Source organism: Acinetobacter sp. UBA3025, assembly GCF_002367915.1.
In the GTDB taxonomy this organism is placed as follows: Bacteria; Pseudomonadota; Gammaproteobacteria; order Pseudomonadales; family Moraxellaceae; genus Acinetobacter.
In genome coordinates this window covers 13,602-32,786 of the sequence record NZ_DFDO01000093.1, presented here as the reverse complement: position 1 = coordinate 32,786, position 19,185 = coordinate 13,602, and the positions used below count along the sequence as shown (strand labels likewise).

The 19,185-nt window shown below is 45.6% G+C and carries 17 protein-coding genes; 1 reads left to right on the top strand and 16 read right to left on the bottom strand.

Going from position 1 to position 19,185, the window contains the following annotated elements; translation table 11 throughout:
- Nucleotides 1-236: 236 nt before the first annotated feature.
- The 15 genes from B4J23_RS03710 to ndhC all read right to left on the bottom strand — a co-directional run bounded on the left by B4J23_RS03710 (nucleotide 237) and on the right by ndhC (nucleotide 16,477).
- The gene (locus B4J23_RS03710) at nucleotides 237-530 is read right to left on the bottom strand and encodes a cold shock domain-containing protein (RefSeq protein ID WP_004785065.1); all 294 of its coding nucleotides are present in this window, start codon (nucleotides 528-530) and stop codon (nucleotides 237-239) included.
- A gap of 85 nt (nucleotides 531-615) precedes the next feature.
- Nucleotides 616-1,251 (bottom strand): uracil phosphoribosyltransferase, encoded by a 636-nt coding sequence (upp, locus tag B4J23_RS03705; protein WP_004785068.1) that lies wholly within the window; start codon nucleotides 1,249-1,251, stop codon nucleotides 616-618.
- A 123-nt stretch (nucleotides 1,252-1,374) separates the two neighbouring features.
- The gene (gene nuoN, locus B4J23_RS03700; protein ID WP_291358785.1) at nucleotides 1,375-2,919 is read right to left on the bottom strand and encodes an NADH-quinone oxidoreductase subunit NuoN; all 1,545 of its coding nucleotides are present in this window, start codon (nucleotides 2,917-2,919) and stop codon (nucleotides 1,375-1,377) included.
- A gap of 3 nt (nucleotides 2,920-2,922) precedes the next feature.
- Nucleotides 2,923-4,536, bottom strand: a complete 1,614-nt coding sequence (gene nuoM, locus B4J23_RS03695; protein WP_291358784.1) for an NADH-quinone oxidoreductase subunit M — start codon at nucleotides 4,534-4,536, stop codon at nucleotides 2,923-2,925.
- 1 nt (nucleotide 4,537) lies between these two features.
- Entirely contained in the window at nucleotides 4,538-6,427 is a 1,890-nt protein-coding gene (nuoL, locus tag B4J23_RS03690) for an NADH-quinone oxidoreductase subunit L (RefSeq protein ID WP_291358783.1), read from the bottom strand.
- Nucleotides 6,424-6,732, bottom strand: coding sequence for an NADH-quinone oxidoreductase subunit NuoK (nuoK, locus tag B4J23_RS03685; RefSeq protein ID WP_004280769.1), 309 nt, complete (start codon nucleotides 6,730-6,732; stop codon nucleotides 6,424-6,426). Before nuoK ends, nuoL begins: the two co-directional genes overlap by 4 nt.
- Entirely contained in the window at nucleotides 6,732-7,250 is a 519-nt protein-coding gene (gene nuoJ / locus B4J23_RS03680) for an NADH-quinone oxidoreductase subunit J (protein ID WP_171056685.1), read from the bottom strand. Before nuoJ ends, nuoK begins: the two co-directional genes overlap by 1 nt.
- Entirely contained in the window at nucleotides 7,250-7,792 is a 543-nt protein-coding gene (gene nuoI, locus B4J23_RS03675) for an NADH-quinone oxidoreductase subunit NuoI (protein ID WP_004785079.1), read from the bottom strand. Before nuoI ends, nuoJ begins: the two co-directional genes overlap by 1 nt.
- 18 nt (nucleotides 7,793-7,810) lie before the next feature.
- The gene (nuoH, locus tag B4J23_RS03670) at nucleotides 7,811-8,821 is read right to left on the bottom strand and encodes an NADH-quinone oxidoreductase subunit NuoH (protein WP_004785081.1); all 1,011 of its coding nucleotides are present in this window, start codon (nucleotides 8,819-8,821) and stop codon (nucleotides 7,811-7,813) included.
- A 3-nt stretch (nucleotides 8,822-8,824) separates the two neighbouring features.
- Nucleotides 8,825-11,503, bottom strand: coding sequence for an NADH-quinone oxidoreductase subunit NuoG (gene nuoG / locus B4J23_RS03665; protein ID WP_291358782.1), 2,679 nt, complete (start codon nucleotides 11,501-11,503; stop codon nucleotides 8,825-8,827).
- An 11-nt stretch (nucleotides 11,504-11,514) separates the two neighbouring features.
- Nucleotides 11,515-12,846: an NADH-quinone oxidoreductase subunit NuoF gene (gene nuoF, locus B4J23_RS03660; protein ID WP_004785084.1), complete on the bottom strand. Its 1,332-nt coding sequence runs from the start codon at nucleotides 12,844-12,846 to the stop codon at nucleotides 11,515-11,517.
- Entirely contained in the window at nucleotides 12,843-13,352 is a 510-nt protein-coding gene (gene nuoE / locus B4J23_RS03655) for an NADH-quinone oxidoreductase subunit NuoE (protein WP_004814680.1), read from the bottom strand. The genes nuoF and nuoE overlap by 4 nt, the downstream gene beginning before the upstream one ends.
- 14 nt (nucleotides 13,353-13,366) lie before the next feature.
- Entirely contained in the window at nucleotides 13,367-15,154 is a 1,788-nt protein-coding gene (gene nuoC, locus B4J23_RS03650; protein WP_291358781.1) for an NADH-quinone oxidoreductase subunit C/D, read from the bottom strand.
- A gap of 90 nt (nucleotides 15,155-15,244) precedes the next feature.
- Nucleotides 15,245-15,925 (bottom strand): NuoB/complex I 20 kDa subunit family protein, encoded by a 681-nt coding sequence (locus B4J23_RS03645; RefSeq protein ID WP_004785090.1) that lies wholly within the window; start codon nucleotides 15,923-15,925, stop codon nucleotides 15,245-15,247.
- Nucleotides 15,926-15,931: 6 nt separating this feature from the next.
- A complete protein-coding gene (gene ndhC / locus B4J23_RS03640) occupies nucleotides 15,932-16,477 on the bottom strand; it encodes an NADH-quinone oxidoreductase subunit A (protein WP_004785092.1) in 546 nt (181 codons plus the stop codon).
- A 574-nt stretch (nucleotides 16,478-17,051) separates the two neighbouring features.
- On the opposite strand from ndhC, the gene B4J23_RS03635 reads away from it, so the two are divergent.
- Entirely contained in the window at nucleotides 17,052-17,408 is a 357-nt protein-coding gene (locus tag B4J23_RS03635) for a hypothetical protein (RefSeq protein WP_004785094.1), read from the top strand.
- Between the two features lie 60 nt (nucleotides 17,409-17,468).
- Here the strand turns inward: B4J23_RS03635 and bfmS are convergent, their stop codons facing one another.
- Nucleotides 17,469-19,145 carry a sensor histidine kinase BfmS gene (gene bfmS / locus B4J23_RS03630; protein WP_291358780.1) on the bottom strand — a complete coding sequence of 559 codons (1,677 nt, stop codon included), beginning with the start codon at nucleotides 19,143-19,145 and terminating at the stop codon, nucleotides 17,469-17,471.
- Nucleotides 19,146-19,185: the final 40 nt, after the last annotated feature.

The window sequence follows — 19,185 nt, the reverse complement described above, 5'->3', positions numbered from 1 at the left end:
TAGGTTTTAATTCTTCCATCTGTAAACATGATATGTGTCCCTAGATCATTCAACAGATGCGTAGTTTATATGGAAGGGATTAAAGGATATTGTTGAGCTTTGGTGGGTATTTTATTGTTTTCGCAACATTCTATAAGCTTTAGATTACACAAGATTCCTATAACTTACATAAACTTATAAATCAAATAAAAAAGAGGCTTTAAAGCCTCCTTTTAAATGTATTTTTCAGGCAAATATTAACGCTTTAAATTCGACAATAGTGCTGATGTAATCGAAGTATTGACTGCTACCGCTTTGGCTTTTTTGGCTTTCTTCGATTTATCTTCTACACGTTCAATTTTAATGGCTTTATAGCGATCCCCATTCTGGACCACATTGAATTTTACCCGGTCATTGCGCTTCGGTTCACCTGAATCGGCGGGGAAATCCGAGATATGAAAAAATACCTCACCTTCAGGTGAAGAAATAAAACCAAATCCTTTTTCTGGATTGTACTGTTTTACTTTTCCTTGGTATTGCTCGGAAGTCATAAACGTCCCCTTCTCTGTATCTGTCAGTATTCAGTATATAAAAAAGAGGCTGTAAAAGCCCCTTTTCTGTTCATTTTCAAAAATATTAGTCTTTTTGAACTGAACCAAAAATCTTGTCACCCGCATCGCCCAAACCTGGAACGATGTAACCATTTTCATTCAAGCCATGGTCAATCGCCGCAGTGAAAATCACCACATCTGGATGAGCTTCTTCAACACGTTTAATGCCTTCAGGGGCTGCGACCAATACCATCACACGAATATCTTTACAGCCGCTGGCTTTCAATACGTCAATCGCAGCAACCAGAGAAGAACCAGTCGCCAGCATTGGATCAATGATCATCGCAAGACGGTTTTGTACGTCTGGAACCAGTTTTTTATAGTAAGTACGTGCCTGTAGGGTTTCTTCATCACGTTCCAGACCCAGTACAGAGACTTTGGCACTTGGAATCAGATTCAGGAAACCATCCAGCATACCAATGCCCGCACGTAGAATTGGCACAACAGTAATTTTCTTACCTGCAATACGGTCTACAGTTACCGGTCCGTTCCAGCCGTCAATCTCATGCTCAACGACAGGAAGATCCTTGGTCGCTTCATAAGTCAAAAGCATAGTCACTTCCTGAGCTAGCTCACGGAAGTTCTTGGTACTAATGTCAGCACGACGCAGTAAACCGAGTTTATGTCGAATTAATGGATGACGGATTTCATGGATTGCCACGGGAGAACACCTAGAAGGTTAAAGATAAATTTCCGCTATTATAAAGACTTTTCCGGATTTGTTTAACTAAAAAAGCCCCCAATCGTGGAGGCTTTTTTGTAATAACTTCAAACTTGCGCTGAATTAGTTAAAACCACTTTGAACCAAAGTGAAAATAAACTGTTGTAATTCAGGCGACATTGCGAAGAATGCATAGCGAGACAGCGCCATGATCGGATCTGGATAAACACCGATCACCAGTACCAGTAATGCGACAAGCAATACCATGATACCGCCGACTTTTTGTCCCCAGTGATTTACAGCATCAAGACGTGGTGTTTCTGGTGGAGTCATATACATGACAACCATCACACGCAGGTAGTAGTACAGACCAATACCTGAACCCAAGATGACTATCGCAGCAAGGAACCAAGACTCACCTGCTACCGCAGTTTTCACTACCAGGAACTTACCGATGAAGCCTGCTGTTAATGGAATACCTGCTAGAGACAGCATCATCACAGTTAATACAGCAGTCAATACTGGACGGCGCCAGAACAGACCACGGTACTCCGCCAGGCTACCTGCTTCATCTGTATTGTTATACGGACTAGACATCAGCGTTACCACACCGAAAGCACCAATCGTAGTCAATACATACGTGATGATATAGACGTTTACACTTTCAAAAGTCGCGAAACCTTGAACCTGTAAAAAGTCAGTATTACGTGCAGATACGATCGCAACCAGTACATAACCGAAGTGAGCAATTGAAGAGTATGCCAAGATACGTTTCAAGTTCACCTGTTTCACTGCAAGCAAGTTACCTACAATGATGGAAAGTACTGCAATCACGCTGATGATAGTTACGAAGCTATCTGACAGGATTAAGCCAGAAGACAATACATAACGTACGAACAGACCCAGCATTGCCACTTTAGACACAGTTGCAAGGAAAGTTGCAACTGGTGCTGGCGCACCTGCATATACGTCTGGTGTCCATTTGTGGAATGGAGCCAGTGACAGTTTAAAGCCCACAGCGAATACGATCAGTGCCAGACCGATCACTACAGCAGGTTGACTGAATGCAGTTAACAGTTTGCCTGGTTCAGCGACAAAGCTTAGAGAACCTGTATATGCATAAACATATGCCATACCCATCAACAACATTGCAGATGCAGTTGCTGAAAGCACCAGATATTTCACACCTGCTTCAAGCGATTGAGAACGCTGATGTGTATACGCCAATAAGCCATATACAGGGATCGACATGAGCTCAAGGCTAATGAAGAAAGATGCATAGTGAGAACTTGCCACCATCAGCATCGCACCGGCAACGGAGGTCAGCATCAGGATGTATAGTTCTTCACGGTTATCTTTATAGGTTTCAATATAAGCATGTGACAAGGTACTGCACGCCAGTGCAGCCACAATAATCACAAACTGATACAGCATCGTAAACGGATCTACGAGGAACAGATTCATTACATTGGCAGGTGCAAATTGACCCGCTAACAGAACGAACAGAATGTACAACGCCGCCAGGTTTAGACCAATGACTGTCGTAGTCGCAACTAAGTTATGGTTACGCTTAATTGCAGTAAGCAACATCACGACGATCGCAGTCAATGACACGATCATCACAGGTGCTAGAGGCATAAGCTCAGAAAAAGACATTGTGAAGTTCATGGCTTATTGGATCTCCACATTTTCAGCTGAAACGGCAGCTTGCTGCACAGCATCAGCTGCTTCAGACACAGGAATGTAGCTATTCGCTAACCACGCCATGCTTGAGTTAGAAACGTCAAGGAAGCTTTGTGGGTATAGACCAAGCCATGCCAGACCAAATGCACAGATCAGCAAAATTACCACTTCACGTGCATTTAAATCTTTTAACGGATTTGTGTAGTGCTGTTTTTGCTCTTCGTTTGGAACACCAAACAACGCTTTATGGATCAGAATCAAACCGTACAGACCCGCAAATACCAGGCTGATTGCAGCGAGGATTGTGAATGCAGGGAATTTACCGAATGAACCTATCAGGATCAGGAACTCACCAATGAAGTTACCTAGACCTGGAATACCGACAAGTGCCGCGATGAAGAACATCAGGAAGAATGCAAGGTATGGGAACTGACCACGAATACCACCCATCAAACGCATATCACGTGTATGAACACGTTCGTACACCTGACCACACATAATGAACAGCGCCGCAGATGACAGACCGTGAGCCAGCATCATGATCATCAGACCTTGGAAAGTCAGGATGTTACCTGCATAAATCGCAAGTAAAACGAAGCCCATGTGTGAAATAGATGTATACGCCAATAAACGTTTCATATCGGTTTGCTGGAAAGCACACCAAGCACCGTAGAAGATACCGATTAAACCGAAAATGATCGCGATGTCTGCAAACTGTGCAGAAGCCGCCGGGAAGAATGGAATTACGAAACGGATCAAACCGTAGGCAGCTGTCTTAATCAAGATACCTGCAAGGTCAACAGAACCCGCTGTCGGTGCTTGTGCATGCGCATCTGGTAACCAGCCGTGTAATGGGAAAACTGGAAGTTTTACCGCAAAACCGATGAATAAACAGATCATGAATGCATAAGCAACTGCTGGCGCTTGTGTATCCAGCATGTTCGCTACACCCATCAGGTAGTTGTAGTCGAAACGGATTTGACCAGTCATGGTGTAGCCTACAGTCACCAGACCGAGGATACCAATCAGCATGACTAAACCAGCTACCTGTGTGTAGATGAAGAACTTGGTTGCAGCATATACACGTGACTTGCCTTCTGCCCCTTTATGACCCCAAAGTGCGATCAGGAAGTAGATCGGCACCAGCATCATCTCCCAGAAGAAGAAGAACAGGAACAGGTCAATTGCCAGGAATACGCCGATTACACCACCCAGAGACCATAAAAGGTTCAAGTGGAAGAAACCCACGTTTTTCTGAATCTCACCCCATGAACAGCCTACTGCCAGCACACCAAGGAGTGCAGTCAAGCCAACCATCAGTAAAGATAAACCATCTACCGCAAGGTGAATGTTAATGCCCAGGGTTTGAATCCAAGGCAATTTGAACTCGGCTGCCCACGTAGGAGCTGCACCGCCAAGTTCATAGTTATAAGTACCCGACTGCCAAAGGACGATGGTCAAGACCAGCGTCACTAACATACCAATCAGCGCGATATAACGCGGAAGGTGTTGGTCGAGTTTATCGACCAACCAGCAAATAAAACCTGCAATGAACGGAATGAGGATCAGAGCCGGCAAAATAATATTGTTTGGAGCTTCCATTTTATTTCCCCACTACCTGAATCACGAGCAAGATCATCAGTAGGACAACGACACCGAGCCCCATACTAGATGCATATTCACGCAGTGAACCTGTTTGACGTGAACTGGTAAAGCTATGACCACCTTTAACCAGTGCAGGCAGCACTAGCCAGAAGCCATCAATCGGATCACGACCGAACAGTTTCGCGAAGAACAAATAAGGCTTCACAAAAACGATGTCATACAGCTTGTCGAAACCAAGTGCATTACGGCAGATGTTGGTAAGGCCCGCACCCAGAGAAGTTTTCGCAAAAGATTTCACAGCATTGTAAGCAAAAGCAAACAGCACTACGCCAATTGCAAGACCAACCAGTGCAATACCTACTGCTGTGTATTCTGCAGTATGCATGCCATGTTCAAGTGCTTCCGGAATTTCAAATGCAGGAAGTTTAGCTGCATTTAAAATGCTTTCTACAGGTGCTTTCAATGCTGCACCCACGAAAGTTGAAAGTACTGCAAGAATTGCCAATGGGCCCCAGTAAGTTACACCCCTGATTGCGTGGTAAGGTGTGTTTTCTTTACCGAAGAATACCACCCAGATCAGACGGAATGTATAGATCGAAGTCAGGAACGCACCGATTACACCCACCCAGTAAAGTGTGCTGTAAACTGCGATTGATTGGCCTTGTACCCAAACCGCACCCAGGATTGCATCTTTTGAGAAGAAGCCCACAGTGATGAATGGAATTGCAGCCAATGCACCGCCACCAATGGCGAAACATGCAAACAGGAATTTGTTCTTGTAGAACAGACCGCCCATCTTGAAGATATTTTGTTCGTGGTGGTAAGCCAGAATCACTGCACCAGAAGACAAGAATAATAATGCCTTGAAGAATGCGTGAGTCAGCATATGGAACAGACCCGCCTGGTATGCTTCAGCACCTACAGCCATAAACATATAGCCCAACTGACTCATAGTTGAGTAAGCCAGAATACGTTTGATGTCTGTTTGTACCAATGCAGCAAAACCAGCCACCAGCAATGTCACCGCACCAGTAATTGAGATGAACATCATTACTTCAGGTGCAAGTTCAAATACTGTGAACAGACGGCAGCACAGGTAAACACCTGCAGTTACCATTGTTGCAGCGTGGATCAATGCAGAAACAGGAGTCGGACCTGCCATCGCATCTGCCAACCAGGTTTGCAGTGGAATCTGTGCAGATTTACCAGCAGCACCCAAGAACAGCATTAACGCAGTCCAGATGGTTAATGATGAGCTTTGAGTCATCACAGTCGCAGCATTTTCAACGATGTACTGAGTATTCAGCGTACCGAATTGCTGGAACAGCAAGAACATGGCAATCAGCAGGAATACGTCACCAATACGAGTAACGGTAAATGCCTTGATCGCTGCCACACCGTTTGCAGGATTTTGGTAGTAATAACCAATCAGCAGATAAGAACACAGACCTACACCTTCCCAACCCAGGAATAACAACGCCAGGTTGTCACCCAGTACCAGCAATAACATGCTTGCAACGAACAGGTTGAAGTAAGAGAAGAAACGTGCGAAGTCTTGTTCACCGCGCATGTACCATGATGCAAAGATGTGGATCAGGAAACCAACGCCTGTCACCATGCCCAGCATCAACAGAGACAAACCGTCCAGGTGCAGGCTGATGCCCGGTGCAAAACCACCGACATTAAACCAGGTCCAAAGAGGTTGCACCACTGCAGTAGAACCATTGTTGACAAAGTCCATACCCGCAATGAGTGCGAACAATGCTGATAACCCCACAGCCCCTACACCAATAATGGCTGCAACTGTTTCAGGAAGCTTGTGACGCCCTGCCGCTAAAAGGACGAAGCCAATGAGCGGGAATAAAATTGTTAGATATAAATAACTCATCCGCGCATCTCACTAGCAGCATCCACATCCAGATGATGGAAGCGATGATAGAACTGAAGGACGATCGCAAGACCGATACATGCCTCTGCCGCAGCAAGGGTCAGAATCAGGATAAACATGATTTGACCATCAGGCTGTGCCCATGCACTGCCCGCCAGGACGAACGCCAAAGCAGCAGCATTCATCATGATTTCAAGGCTCATTAAAATGAATAGCAGGTTGCGTCGCACCATTACACCGTAAAAACCCAGTGCAAAAAGAATGGATGCAACGATCAAACCATGCTCTAAAGGGATGTTGCCCATTATTGTTGTTCCTCTTCTGCACCTGGTTCACGTTTACCCAAATGGAATGCTGCAACAAGTGATGCAAGCAATAACATCGCGGCAACTTCTACCAACAATAAGTATTGCGTAAAGAGTGATTGACCTACCGCTTTAGGACCGACCATTTCAGTGCCCATGACCATTGAAGGCTGCACGTAATCTGATTTAAGTACCCAAACCAGGATCAGACCAATCAGGAAGCTCATCAATGCCGGATAAGCCCAAGCCGATGAAGTCAACCATTTGCGTTCCTGAGCAACAGTCTGTTCGCCCAGGTTCAGCATCATTACCACGAACACGAATAACACCATGATCGCGCCAGCATAAACGATGACTTCAAGCGCACCCGCAAACGGTGCACCCACGATCAGGAACAGCCCTGCTACCGCAAGGAGTGAAACGATCAGGCTTAATAAAGCATGTACCGGATTCGTGTTAGTCACCACACGAACCGTAGAGACGATGGCCACAAGGGCCATTAAATAAAATGGCCACATCATGGTAATAGACTCCGTACATCAACAGGTGCACTTTCACGCTGTGCCTGACCTTTGTCCTTACCAGCAACTGCCATACCGGTTACACGGTAGAAGTTATAGTCAGGATATTTACCAGGACCAGAAATCAGCAAGTGTTCTTTTTCGTAGACTAGGTCTTGACGAACATATTCGCCTAATTCGAAATCTGGTGTCATTTGAATCGCAGTCGTAGGACATGCTTCTTCACACATACCGCAGAAAATACAACGAGAGAAGTTGATACGGAAAAATTCCGGATACCAACGACCATCTTCACGTTCTGCTTTTTGGAGTGAAATACAGCCTACCGGACATGCAACCGCACACAGGTTACATGCCACACAACGCTCTTCGCCATCTGGGTCACGCGTTAATACGATACGACCACGGAAACGTGGTGGCACGATTTCTTCGGCTGGCACTTCCGGATATAAAATGGTGTCACGTTTGCGCGTTGCATGGGTAAATACCATAAACAACGTACGAACGATTGACCCGAATCCAGCTAGAAATTTAAACATTTTGTTCTCCCTGCTGTCTTAGGCCTGATTCAACAGAATCACAGCACCAGTCACCAAAAGGTTAACCAACGCCAATGGCAAGCAAATTTTCCAACCAAAGTTCATCACCTGGTCATAACGTGGACGCATTAAAGAACCACGCGCCAATACAAACATCATTACGAAGAATGCTGTTTTAATAATGAACCAGAATGCTGGTGGAAGGAAATCAAGACCAAATGGTGCTAACCAGCCACCGAAGAACAGGGTTACGATCAATGCAGAGATAAGTACAACGTTCACGTATTCCGCAACGAAGAACATACCCCATTTCATACCACCATATTCTACGTGGTAACCTTCCGCCAGTTCCTGTTCTGCTTCTGGTTGGTCAAATGGGTGACGGTGAGTTACCGCAACGCCTGCAACCACGAAGATCAGGAAGCCTAAGAACTGAGGAATGATAAACCATACATCTTTCTGTGCTTCTACGATTTCACGCATGTTGAATGAACCGGCAATTGCCACTACACCCATCAGTGAAATACCCAGGAACACTTCATAAGAAATGGTTTGCGCTGCTGAACGTAGACCACCAAGCAATGCGTATTTGTTGTTAGAAGACCAACCACCAAATAGTACTGCATATACCGCAATACCTGCCATTGCCATGAAGAACAACAGACCGATACTCATGTCTGCAACACCTAAGTAAGGTGATACAGGAATAACCATGAACGACAGCACCGCAGTTGCCATCGCAACTGCTGGAGCCATACGGAAAGTCAATTTATCGGCAAATTTTGGTGTCCAGTCTTCTTTGAACATGATTTTCAGCATGTCGGCAACAATCTGGAACATACCGCCCGGACCTACACGGTTCGGACCGTAACGGTCTTGCCACAAGCCAAGCAAACGACGTTCAATAAAAGACATCAACGCAGCGATCAGTACTACAACCAGTAAGATCACGATCGCCTGAAGTACTGAATAGGCGATTGGCCAGTTTTCAGCCCACAGCGGCGTTTGACGGATTAATTCTTGTTCCATGAATTACGCTCCTACCGCGACTGAAACAGGCTCTGCAAGAGATACCGTTGGTGCAAGACCAATTGGGTAGCCAATATAACCTGTTGGTAAGTATTCAATCACTTGTACAGGAAGCACGATTGAAGTCTCGCCTGCTTTCACAGTGATCTTCTGACCGTCTTGCAAGTTCAAGCGTGTAGCATCCTGTTCGCCCACTGCAAATACTGCGTCAGGAATACGTGATTCCATTGCCGGAGTTTTAATGGTGAACTCGCCAGATGCAAAGATGTGATGCATTGGTACCAGACGGAAGCTTTCAGCATTTACAAGCACAGGTGCTGGTGCAACGAAGCTACGCGCTGGACGTTTTGGTAAACGGTCGAATAAACGAACGCCTGAATCACCGCCTTTTAAGTGACCGCCCACTTCATCCTGGTATTTGTTCCAGGCTTGTGGAGAGTTCCAGCCTGCAGACCAAGCAAATGGTACCAGTGAAGATGGAGTCTCATCACCGACATAACCTTCCATAGAGAATGTTAATGCAGTGTCTTTATCAGTAGGCTGTTTCGGCTCATGTACAGACAATGGCGCACGCATCGAAGTACGACCTGAATAACGACGTGGTTCACGTGCCACTTTCAGACCATGGACACGGAAGCCTGCATCTGGTGCTACATCCAGAATACCTTCAAGTGCAGGAACGTTACTTGCTACTGACTCGATGACATCATCCAGTACAGTCCAAGAAATCGCTTTGCCTTGTACGCCTGTTTCCAGTGCGTGTAACCAGCGCCAAGATTCTTTGATTGCCAGTTCCGGGTTGTAGTAGTTAGGGTCATACACTTGGTAGAAACGTTGTGCACGGCCTTCTTGAGAAACGACAGTACCATCACCTTCAGCAAATGAAGCAGCAGACAATACGATGTTGGCTTTCTTCACAGTCGCAGTTTCAGAGTGATCTAATACGATCACTTGTTTGCCTGCAAGCGCAGCATCAACCTGAGCTGCTGGTAAACGACGATATAGATCGTTTTCTACAATTACGACAGTGTCATAGTCTTGTGCAAATGCTTGCTCAAGGCTTTGACCACCGAAGATTGCCAGACCCATTGAGTTCACTTCAGGAACAGTCAAGGTCAAGCCCGCATTACCCAGATTTTGTGCTACTTGTGCAGCAGCTTCCATGATGGTTGCGTCTTGTAGACTTGTACCAGAGATGATCAGTGGTTTCTTCGCAGCTTTCAACGTATCTGCAATGGTTTGTGCAAATGCTTTCGCATCGTCATCAAGACCAGTGATGACTTCACCTTTTACGCCCGCAGCAATCGCGAAGCCTAAACGTGCGATGTCATTCGGAGAAGCGACTACTTCGCCTTCTGCAACGTCAGACAAACGTGTTTGTGTTGCAGCCAGAATGTAAATGGGAGATTTCGCATCTTGGGCAATACGTTGTACAGGTTCAGCCAGCCATTCTTGGGTACGGCGCTCTGCAGCCATTTCCTTGCCTTTATTTTTCGCAGCTTGGCGAACAGATAAAGCCATACGTGGTGCAGTTTGAGTCAGGTCTTCACCCAGAATCAGTACTGCATCATAGCTTTCGATTTCACGCATGTTCGGGTTATAAACACCCTCGGTTTGCATGATCGATGCAGCCAGTTCAACCAGATTTTGCTCTTTTTGAGCCATACCGGTTGAGTAGTTGTCTTGACCAACTAATTCACGTAGTGCGAAGTTAGCTTCAAGTGATGCACGTGGAGAGCCGATCCCCAGAACTTTTTTGCCCTGGATTTTCGCAATTACGGTATCCAGTGCTGTATCAACAGAAACTGTTTCTACATTTGTACCAGTACGGAACTGTGGCTGACGAGGACGGTCTTTACGGTTTACATAACCGGTACCGAAACGGCCTTTATCGCACAGGAAGTATTGGTTAACTTCACCGTTGAAACGGTTTTCAACGCGACGAAGCTCGCCATAACGCTCACCTGGAGAGATGTTACAACCTGAAGAACAGCCATGACATACGCTTGGTGCGTACTGCATGTCCCATTTACGGTTATAGCGTTCTGAGTGAGTCTTATCGGTGAATACCCCAGTCGGACATACTTCAGTCAGGTTACCTGAGAATTCAGATTCCAAAGTACCTGATTCCGGACGACCGAAATAAACGCGAGAAGCGTTTGCATATACACCGAAATCCGTACCGCCCGCATAGTCTTTGTAATAACGAACACAACGGTAACATGCGATACAACGGTTCATCTCGTGCGCAATGAACGAACCAAGTTCTTGGTTGTAGTGCGTACGTTTAGTGAAACGGTAACGACGACGGTCGTGTTGAGTCATTACTGTCATATCTTGCAGGTGACAGTGACCACCCTCTTCACAGACTGGACAGTCGTGCGGGTGATTGGTCATCAAGAATTCAACAACAGAAGCACGGAAATCTTTCGCTTCTTTGTCTTCAATCGAGATGTAGGTATTGTCAGCAGCCGGTGTCATACATGACATGACCAAACGACCACGCGTATCTTCTGGATTCGCGTATTGAGTCACAGCACATTGACGGCAAGAACCGACAGAACCTAAGGATGGATGCCAACAAAAGTATGGGATGTCGATGCCAAGACTCAAACATGCTTGCAGCAAGTTTTCCGAGCCGTTGACTTCATACGATTTTCCATCGACATGAATTGTAGCCATAGTCGAATTCCTTAAGCTTGTTCTACGTTGCGGGTTTGAGCGGCAGCATTTACGACTTTCGCTTCAAATTCGCCACGGAAATGTTTGAGTGCGCCCATTAACGGTTCCATAGCACCTGGTGCGTGAGCACAGAAAGTTTTACCAATCCAAAGCTTACGAGTCAGTTCTTGTAAGTGATCGATATCTTCTTTCTTGCCAGTACCATCTTCAAGTGCTTTAAGCGCTTTCACCGCCCAAGGTAAGCCATCACGGCAAGGTGTACACCAGCCACATGATTCACGCGCAAAGAATTCTTCGAGGTTACGAGTTGCTGAAACCATACATTGAGTTTCATCAACCACCATCAATAGACAGGTACCTAAACGTGAACCTGCTTTCATGATGCTTTCCGCATCCATCGGAAGATCGATATGCTCGGCAGCCAGGAAGTCAGTTGATGCACCACCGGGTAACCATGCTTTCAGCTTCAGGCCGTCACGCATACCACCGGCATGTTCTTCAATCACTTCACGTGCAGTGGTACCGAATGGCAGTTCCCATAGACCTGGGAATTTCACCTTACCTGAAGCACCATAAATTTTTGTGCCAGGATCTTTCGATTTACCTGCAGACAGACCGATGTACCATTCTGGACCACGCAACATGATGGCTGGCAAGTTGTTGTAGGTCTCTACGTTGTTCACGATCGTAGGACGACCCCAAGCACCTGCAACCTGCGGGAATGGCGGTTTGGTACGCGGGTTTGCACGGCGACCTTCAAGCGAGTTAATCAATGCAGTTTCTTCACCACAGATATAACGACCCGCACCGGTATGCACGTGTAACTCGAAGCTCCAGCCAGAATCCAGGATGTTGTCACCCAGGTAACCTTTGGCACGAACCTGCTCAAGTGCTTCGTTCAGGTACTTCGCCGCTTCGATGTATTCACCACGGATGAAGATATAACCTTGAGTTGCTTCAAGGGTATAAGCTGCAATCAGCATACCTTCGATCAGCTGATGAGGAAGATCTTCCATCAACAGACGGTCTTTGAAGGTACCTGGTTCCATCTCATCGGCATTACAAATCAGGTAACGTGGACCTGAATTGTCATTTGGCGCCATCAGCGACCATTTGATCCCTGCCGGGAAGCCTGCACCACCACGACCTTTTACGGTTGCAGCCTTTACAACTTCCAGCACTTCTTTCGGTGTCATAGACAGGGCTTTTTTAAAGCCTGCATAGCCTTCAAGCGCTTCATAGTCATCGACATGACGGACATTTGCTTGTTTGCTTAGACGCCAAGTCAGTGGATGCGTTTCCGGGTTACCGTCGCCATAAATTGGTTTTGGTTCGGTATTCATACATACTTCTCCAATAACTGTTTAATTGAGGTCACTTCAACCAGACCATGAGTATCTTCATCAATCATCAGGGTTGGACCTTTGTCACAGTTACCTAAGCAGCAGATTGGTAGCAAAGTAAAACGACCATCAGCGGTTGTTTGACCAAACGAAATCCCCAATTCACGCTGGAAAGCTTCTGCTAAAGTTTCCGCACCCATCAAGAAGCACGCAATAGAGTCACATAACAGGATCACATGACGGCCTACCGGCTGACGGTAAATACGGTTATAGAAAGTCGCAACACCTTCAAGGTCTGCAAGGCTCATGCTCAGCATCTGCGCGATGGCATTCATCTGTGCATCATCTACCCAGCCATTGCGACGCTGTACACACTTCAGCGCATCTAGGCACGCTGCACGCGGGTACGGATAGTGACCAATGTGATGTTCAATCTCGTGGATTTCGTCAGCTGTCAAAATCCCTTCAACATTCACACGTGGCTTTTTATCAGTCAAAATCATCATAATGCGTTTACCCCTTAGCGATCCACGTCAGCCATTACGACGTCGATTGTCGCTAAATAAATGATTAAGTCAGATACAAGACTGCCGTTAATCACAGAAGGCATTTGCTGTAAATGCGTGAAAGTTGGTGTACGAATACGGGTACGGTAACTCATGGTTGACTTGTCTGAAGTCAGATAATAAGTCGACGCACCTTTCACCACCTCTGCCATCACAGATGATTCACCTGCAGGCATTACAGGACCCCAAGAAACGCTCAAGAAGTGCGTAATCAAGGTTTCAATATCTTGTAATGTTTTGTCTTTTGGTGGTGGAACAGCCAGCGGATGGTCCGCTTTGTATGCACCAGAAGGCATATTCTCTAGACACTGCTTAATGATTTTCAGTGACTGTTCGATTTCACGGAAGTGAACAATCACACGAGCATATGCATCGCCTTCGTACTCAACTGGCACTTCGAAGTCATAGTTTTCATAACCACTGTATGGACGGTATTTACGAACATCAAAGTCGATACCTGTCGCACGCAGACCAGTACCTGTTACACCCCATGCCAATGCAGATTTCGCATCGTACTGAGCCACATTACGGGTACGACCCACAAATACAGAGTTTTTCAGTGCTGCAGTATAGTATTCGTTCAAACGCTTAGGCATCCAGTCGAGCAAGTCTCGAACCAGTTTTTCCCAACCGTTTGGCAAGTCATGTGCAGTACCACCGATACGGAACCATGCTGGATGCATACGGTAACCGGTGATCGCTTCCACGATGTCATACACTTTCTGACGGTCAGCGAACATATAGAATACAGGGGTCATACCGCCGGCATCCTGAATCGCAGTACCGATGTACAGCAAGTGGTTATTGATACGGAACAGTTCCGACATCATGACACGGATACATTGTGCGCGGTCTGGCACAGTAATGCCTGCCAATTGTTCCACACCCATCACATACGGCATGTTTTGAGCACAACCACCCAAATAGTCCACACGGTCAGTATACGGAATGAATGAATGCCAAGTTTGACGTTCAGCCATCTTTTCCACACCACGGTGGTGATAGCCGATATCTGGCACACAGTCTTTCACTTCTTCACCATCCAACTGCAAAATTACACGGAACGCACCGTGCGCAGACGGGTGGTTAGGACCCAGGTTCAGGAACATGAAATCTTGATCTGCATTACCGCGCTTCAGACCCCAGTCTTCTGGCACGAAACGTAGATGTTCCTGTTCAAAGTCCTGCTTGGCTTTGTCTTGAATATATGGAGTATATTCAGTCGCACGTGCAGAATATTCTTTACGTAGCGGATGACCTTCCCAGTAGGTTGGCAACAAGATACGACGGAGCATTGGATGCCCTTCGAAATTGATGCCGAACATGTCATAAGCTTCACGCTCATACCAGTTCGCATTTGGCCAGATATTCGTTGCGGTCGGAATATTCAGATCGCTGTCGCTTAATGCAACTTTAATACGAATGTCACAGTTACGCTCTAAAGATAATAAATGATAGAACACTGTGAATTCTGACGCAGGCAAACCGTCACGGTGCGTACGTAAACGCTCATCTACTGCAGACAAGTCGAATAGCATCACGTATGGACGTGGCACGGTACGCAAGAACATCAATACTTCTTGTACACGTGCGCGCTCAACCCAAACTGTCGGGAAATCCTCGAAAGTTGTTTGCACAAAGAAGTTCTCACCAAACTTGGTTTTGAGCTCTTCAATGATGGCAAATGCTGGGCGTGAATCAACTGCTGTTGATTCTGGCATAGCAATGTCAGTTTCAGCCATTGGCTTGGCTTCCTATTTAATACAAATTCAGTCAACCTAAACGACAACTACACCCATAGCGGGTGCACAACAAAAAACCGGTCGTTTAAATTATTTAATTTCATCCATAGAGCGTAAGTTCTTCACAGCCACACGCTGGTCTTTCTTACGGTCACGTTCCGGCATCATCTTTGGCTTATACACTGGCTTAAGATCATCACCGATTACCGCAGACAGCGGACGACGCTCTAATTGAATTTGGTCTTGTAACAGCATTAATGCCTGGATCAATGCTTCAGGACGTGGTGGGCAGCCCGGAACGTATACATCTACCGGAATAATCTTATCCACACCTTGTACGACTGAATAAATATCGTACATACCACCTGAGTTCGCACACGCACCCATTGAAATAACCCATTTCGGTTCAAGCATCTGTTCATACAGACGTTGGATTACCGGAGCCATTTTCACGAAGCATGTACCTGCTACGATCATCAAGTCTGCCTGACGCGGTGAAGCACGGATAACTTCGGCACCGAAACGTGACAAGTCATGTACACCGGTCAAAGTCGTTGCATATTCAACGTAGCAGCAAGATGTACCAAAGTTAAATGGCCAAACTGAGTTCTTACGACCCCAGTTCACTGCTGTGTGCATTACATCCTCTAGGCGAGTCATGAACACATTTTTATTCACTTCTTCTTCTAGAAGCGGATCTTCTACAACGATACGCTCTTGAAGTGGATATTCATCAGCATTCGGATTCGCACGGGTTAATGTATATTTCATCCCGAGTTACTCCTTATCAGAGGGTTGAACTTGTGATTTTTTCACAAGACCAGATGATTGAGCTGGGATTTGACCAGTTGGATCCATAACCAATTCTTCAACAGAGTTGAAGCGCGTAATTTCTGCAAGATCCATATTTGGCGAACCAATTTTAGCTTTATATCCTGCTGCTTTACGTCTGTCTGAAGGTGCCCAGTTCAGTGCGCCTGTCGATAATTCGTAAACCAAACCAACAAGTAAAACCAAAATAAAGATAGCTGCAGTTGCAAAACCAATCCAACCTACTTCACGAACAGAAGATGCCCATGCATACAGGTAAAGTGCTTCGAGGTCGAAGACTACAAAGAAAATTGCAACTAAATAGAATTTCGCAGACAAGCGGATACGAGCTCCACCTGCGCTGACTACGCCTGACTCAAACTGCTCCTGCTTGGCACGGCCCCATGATTTACCCCCGAGGAGTAATGGGACAGTGAGCATAAAGACGCATAAAAATGTAACGCCGATCACGAAGGCAATAATTGCCCATTCGTATGGAGTAATGGCACTCATGCGGGGATAACTCCTGGCAGGCCGATTTATTAACAAAGAATGTATGTATTGGCCTTCAAATACACCAAACACAAAATTAATCCCGCCAATTGTACCTGATTTTGGATTTCACTTGCTAGCTTATAAGCCTTAGTCTTTTGGATGATTTTTTAGACATTCCTAATTTTATTCTGGCTTTAAGCTCAGAGAATCTCAACCGATCGTTTTTTTAAATTAAAGTTTAAATTTCCATTATTTTTTCTAAAACCAGATAGGCTTTTAAAGCTCTGCTTAATTAAGCCTCACTCCTTGTACAGTGGCTGGCTACCCACCCCATGAAAAGAAACTTATAAAGAATCAATCAAAAACATTTCACCTTTGCATAATGCCTCGAAAAAATCAGTGTGTTTTTAAAAGATGTTTAACATGAATGTTGTCATTCAATTAGAAGTCGCCCTTTTCTGCCCGCTCTCGGTAAGCCTTAAAAGAGCAATTGTGTATTTTTGCAACACGTCCAACAGTTTGATTCAGATTATGATATTTCTATTTTTAAACCCACTATGACATTTATAAAGTAACAATAAGGAGTCCATGCATGTCTCTACGATTTACCCATAAACCTGATTATTTTTTCTTTGCTCAATTATTGATGCGACATGTAGAAAGCTATATCCAAAAACATCAGGATGCCAGCAATGCAATCTTTGACTTAGGGGATATTCATAAACTTTTCCAGACAGATTATGCCTCTTCCAGCATTAACCTAGACGGTATTATGAATATTGCCGATGAGTACAAGCTTGAAACCTTATCTGGTGACCAAAAGCTAATCCAAAGCTATCAGGTAGATGTTAAAAATAACAAGCTACTGATCAACTTCAATTCTGATGCCTTAAACAGCCTGAAAGAAGGCAAGCCACTGATTGAACCGGATGCTACCATCCATGAATAATCCCCTTTAAATAGCCATAAAAAAACGATACCTATGTATCGTTTTTTCTCACCTAAACTCTTATTCTGACTGATCTGACACTTCAGCTTTTCCCAGCTTTTCGATCGGTTTTTGCTTGATTTTTTTACCATAACGGCTGGCTGGCCAAATCATGATAAAGCGTGCACCACCCAGTGTCGGACTTTGATCGACCTGAATCTCTCCACCAAACCAGTAAGCAATCCGGCTGACAATAGACAAGCCCAAACCATACCCCCCTGAAGCACGGGTACGACTATCATCCAGTCGGGCAAAAGCTTCAAAGATACGGGCGCGGTCAGCTTCCGGAATCCCCGGACCATCATCTTCTACACAGATATATGCCATGCCCTTAGCATCTAGTCCGCCGCTGATCAGGATTTTCTGCTCACAGTAGCGTACTGCATTCCCCACCAGATTTTGCACCACACGATGCAGATAACGTCGTTCAGCTTCTACGGTTACAGGTACTGGCATTGGCAGCACTTCGACTTCTTTGCCAGTTTTTAAAGCATCGGTTTCGACTGCCACCTGCTCCAACACTTCAAACAGATCAATATCTTCAAATTCAATTGAAGGCATGCCCTGTTCCAGTTTAGCATAGGTCATGATTTCATCGATCAAGGTATTTAAGGCTTCAATATCCTTATCGATCTGCTCAACCTGCTGCAAGCGATAATCATAGTCGTCTTCATCTGCCATCATTTCCACAGCAAAACGGATACGGGCAACCGGTGTACGCAGTTCATGCGATACGGCACGCATCAATTCACGCTGCGCTTCAATCAGGCGCTGAATATGATCCGACATATTGTTATAGCTGGAAGCCAGCGTCGCCATCTCATCACTGCCCTCTACCGGAAGACGCAATGACATGTTCCCGGTTTTCATCTTGTTCAGGGCATAGCTCACTTCACGCAGTTTACGCTGCATTGGCACCAACAGACCATAAATTCCCAGACTTAAGACAAACAGGCTCAATAAGGTAATTCCGGCAGCTAACTGAAATGGCATCCAGTTAAATAACGGCACTGGCCCCATGACCAGCACTTCAGACGTCGAGCTAGGTATAGGAGAAATGATCGAAATCGTAGTACCACGAATTGAGGCACTATCACGATATAGAATAATGCTGTGATCTAAACGCAAACGTCCGATCTGCTCGGAATCTAATGGCAGGCTTTGGACATTTTCGATCGAGATTGGATAAGAGAAATAATCCTGAATTCGCTTCAGGTATTCTTTTTCCTGACCTGGGTAGTACACCAGATAATCCAGAATAAAGACCGGTAAAGCCTTCATCTGACGTTCAGTAATATTATCCGCCTTAATATAAAGATAATGACTTGGATCATCGCGTAGCCCGATGACAATATAAGCTACCCCGGTTTTGGCATCCCAACGCACGACTGCCTTACGGTCAGCCAGACGTCGACCTTCCGCTCGGGTAATATCCACTTTACTGGCTTCGACATAGTAGATCGGCAATTCCAACAGATCAGACGCATCTGAAACCCAATCCATCTTTTGCTGCAGATTAGGCTGTCTCGCAACCCCCTCACTGATGATATATGCCATACCATCAGTCAGGGATTCACGATACTCCTGCGCACGCTGGTAGTTGATGATCTGTACCAGCAGATAGCTGAATACTGCCACCAGGACCACAAGCATGACCAGGCCTGCGTATATCCGCAAAAATATACTGTGTTTAAACACCTATTAATTATCCTGTTTATTCAGGCGGCTAAAGGCACCG

Bases quoted from the DNA above. Each gene is read 5' to 3' on its own strand.
- nuoC (WP_291358781.1), bottom strand. From the start codon at position 15,154: ATGGCTGAAACTGACATTGCTATGCCAGAATCAACAGCAGTTGATTCA.
- nuoJ (WP_171056685.1), bottom strand. From the start codon at position 7,250: ATGTGGCCATTTTATTTAATGGCCCTTGTGGCCATCGTCTCTACGGTT.
- B4J23_RS03710 (WP_004785065.1), bottom strand. From the start codon at position 530: ATGACTTCCGAGCAATACCAAGGAAAAGTAAAACAGTACAATCCAGAA.
- nuoG (WP_291358782.1), bottom strand. From the start codon at position 11,503: ATGGCTACAATTCATGTCGATGGAAAATCGTATGAAGTCAACGGCTCG.
- nuoL (WP_291358783.1), bottom strand. From the start codon at position 6,427: ATGAGTTATTTATATCTAACAATTTTATTCCCGCTCATTGGCTTCGTC.
- nuoH (WP_004785081.1), bottom strand. From the start codon at position 8,821: ATGGAACAAGAATTAATCCGTCAAACGCCGCTGTGGGCTGAAAACTGG.
- nuoK (WP_004280769.1), bottom strand. From the start codon at position 6,732: ATGGGCAACATCCCTTTAGAGCATGGTTTGATCGTTGCATCCATTCTT.
- nuoM (WP_291358784.1), bottom strand. From the start codon at position 4,536: ATGGAAGCTCCAAACAATATTATTTTGCCGGCTCTGATCCTCATTCCG.
- nuoE (WP_004814680.1), bottom strand. From the start codon at position 13,352: ATGATGATTTTGACTGATAAAAAGCCACGTGTGAATGTTGAAGGGATT.
- nuoF (WP_004785084.1), bottom strand. From the start codon at position 12,846: ATGAATACCGAACCAAAACCAATTTATGGCGACGGTAACCCGGAAACG.
- B4J23_RS03645 (WP_004785090.1), bottom strand. From the start codon at position 15,925: ATGAAATATACATTAACCCGTGCGAATCCGAATGCTGATGAATATCCA.
- B4J23_RS03635 (WP_004785094.1), top strand. From the start codon at position 17,052: ATGTCTCTACGATTTACCCATAAACCTGATTATTTTTTCTTTGCTCAA.
- ndhC (WP_004785092.1), bottom strand. From the start codon at position 16,477: ATGAGTGCCATTACTCCATACGAATGGGCAATTATTGCCTTCGTGATC.
- nuoI (WP_004785079.1), bottom strand. From the start codon at position 7,792: ATGTTTAAATTTCTAGCTGGATTCGGGTCAATCGTTCGTACGTTGTTT.
- nuoN (WP_291358785.1), bottom strand. From the start codon at position 2,919: ATGAACTTCACAATGTCTTTTTCTGAGCTTATGCCTCTAGCACCTGTG.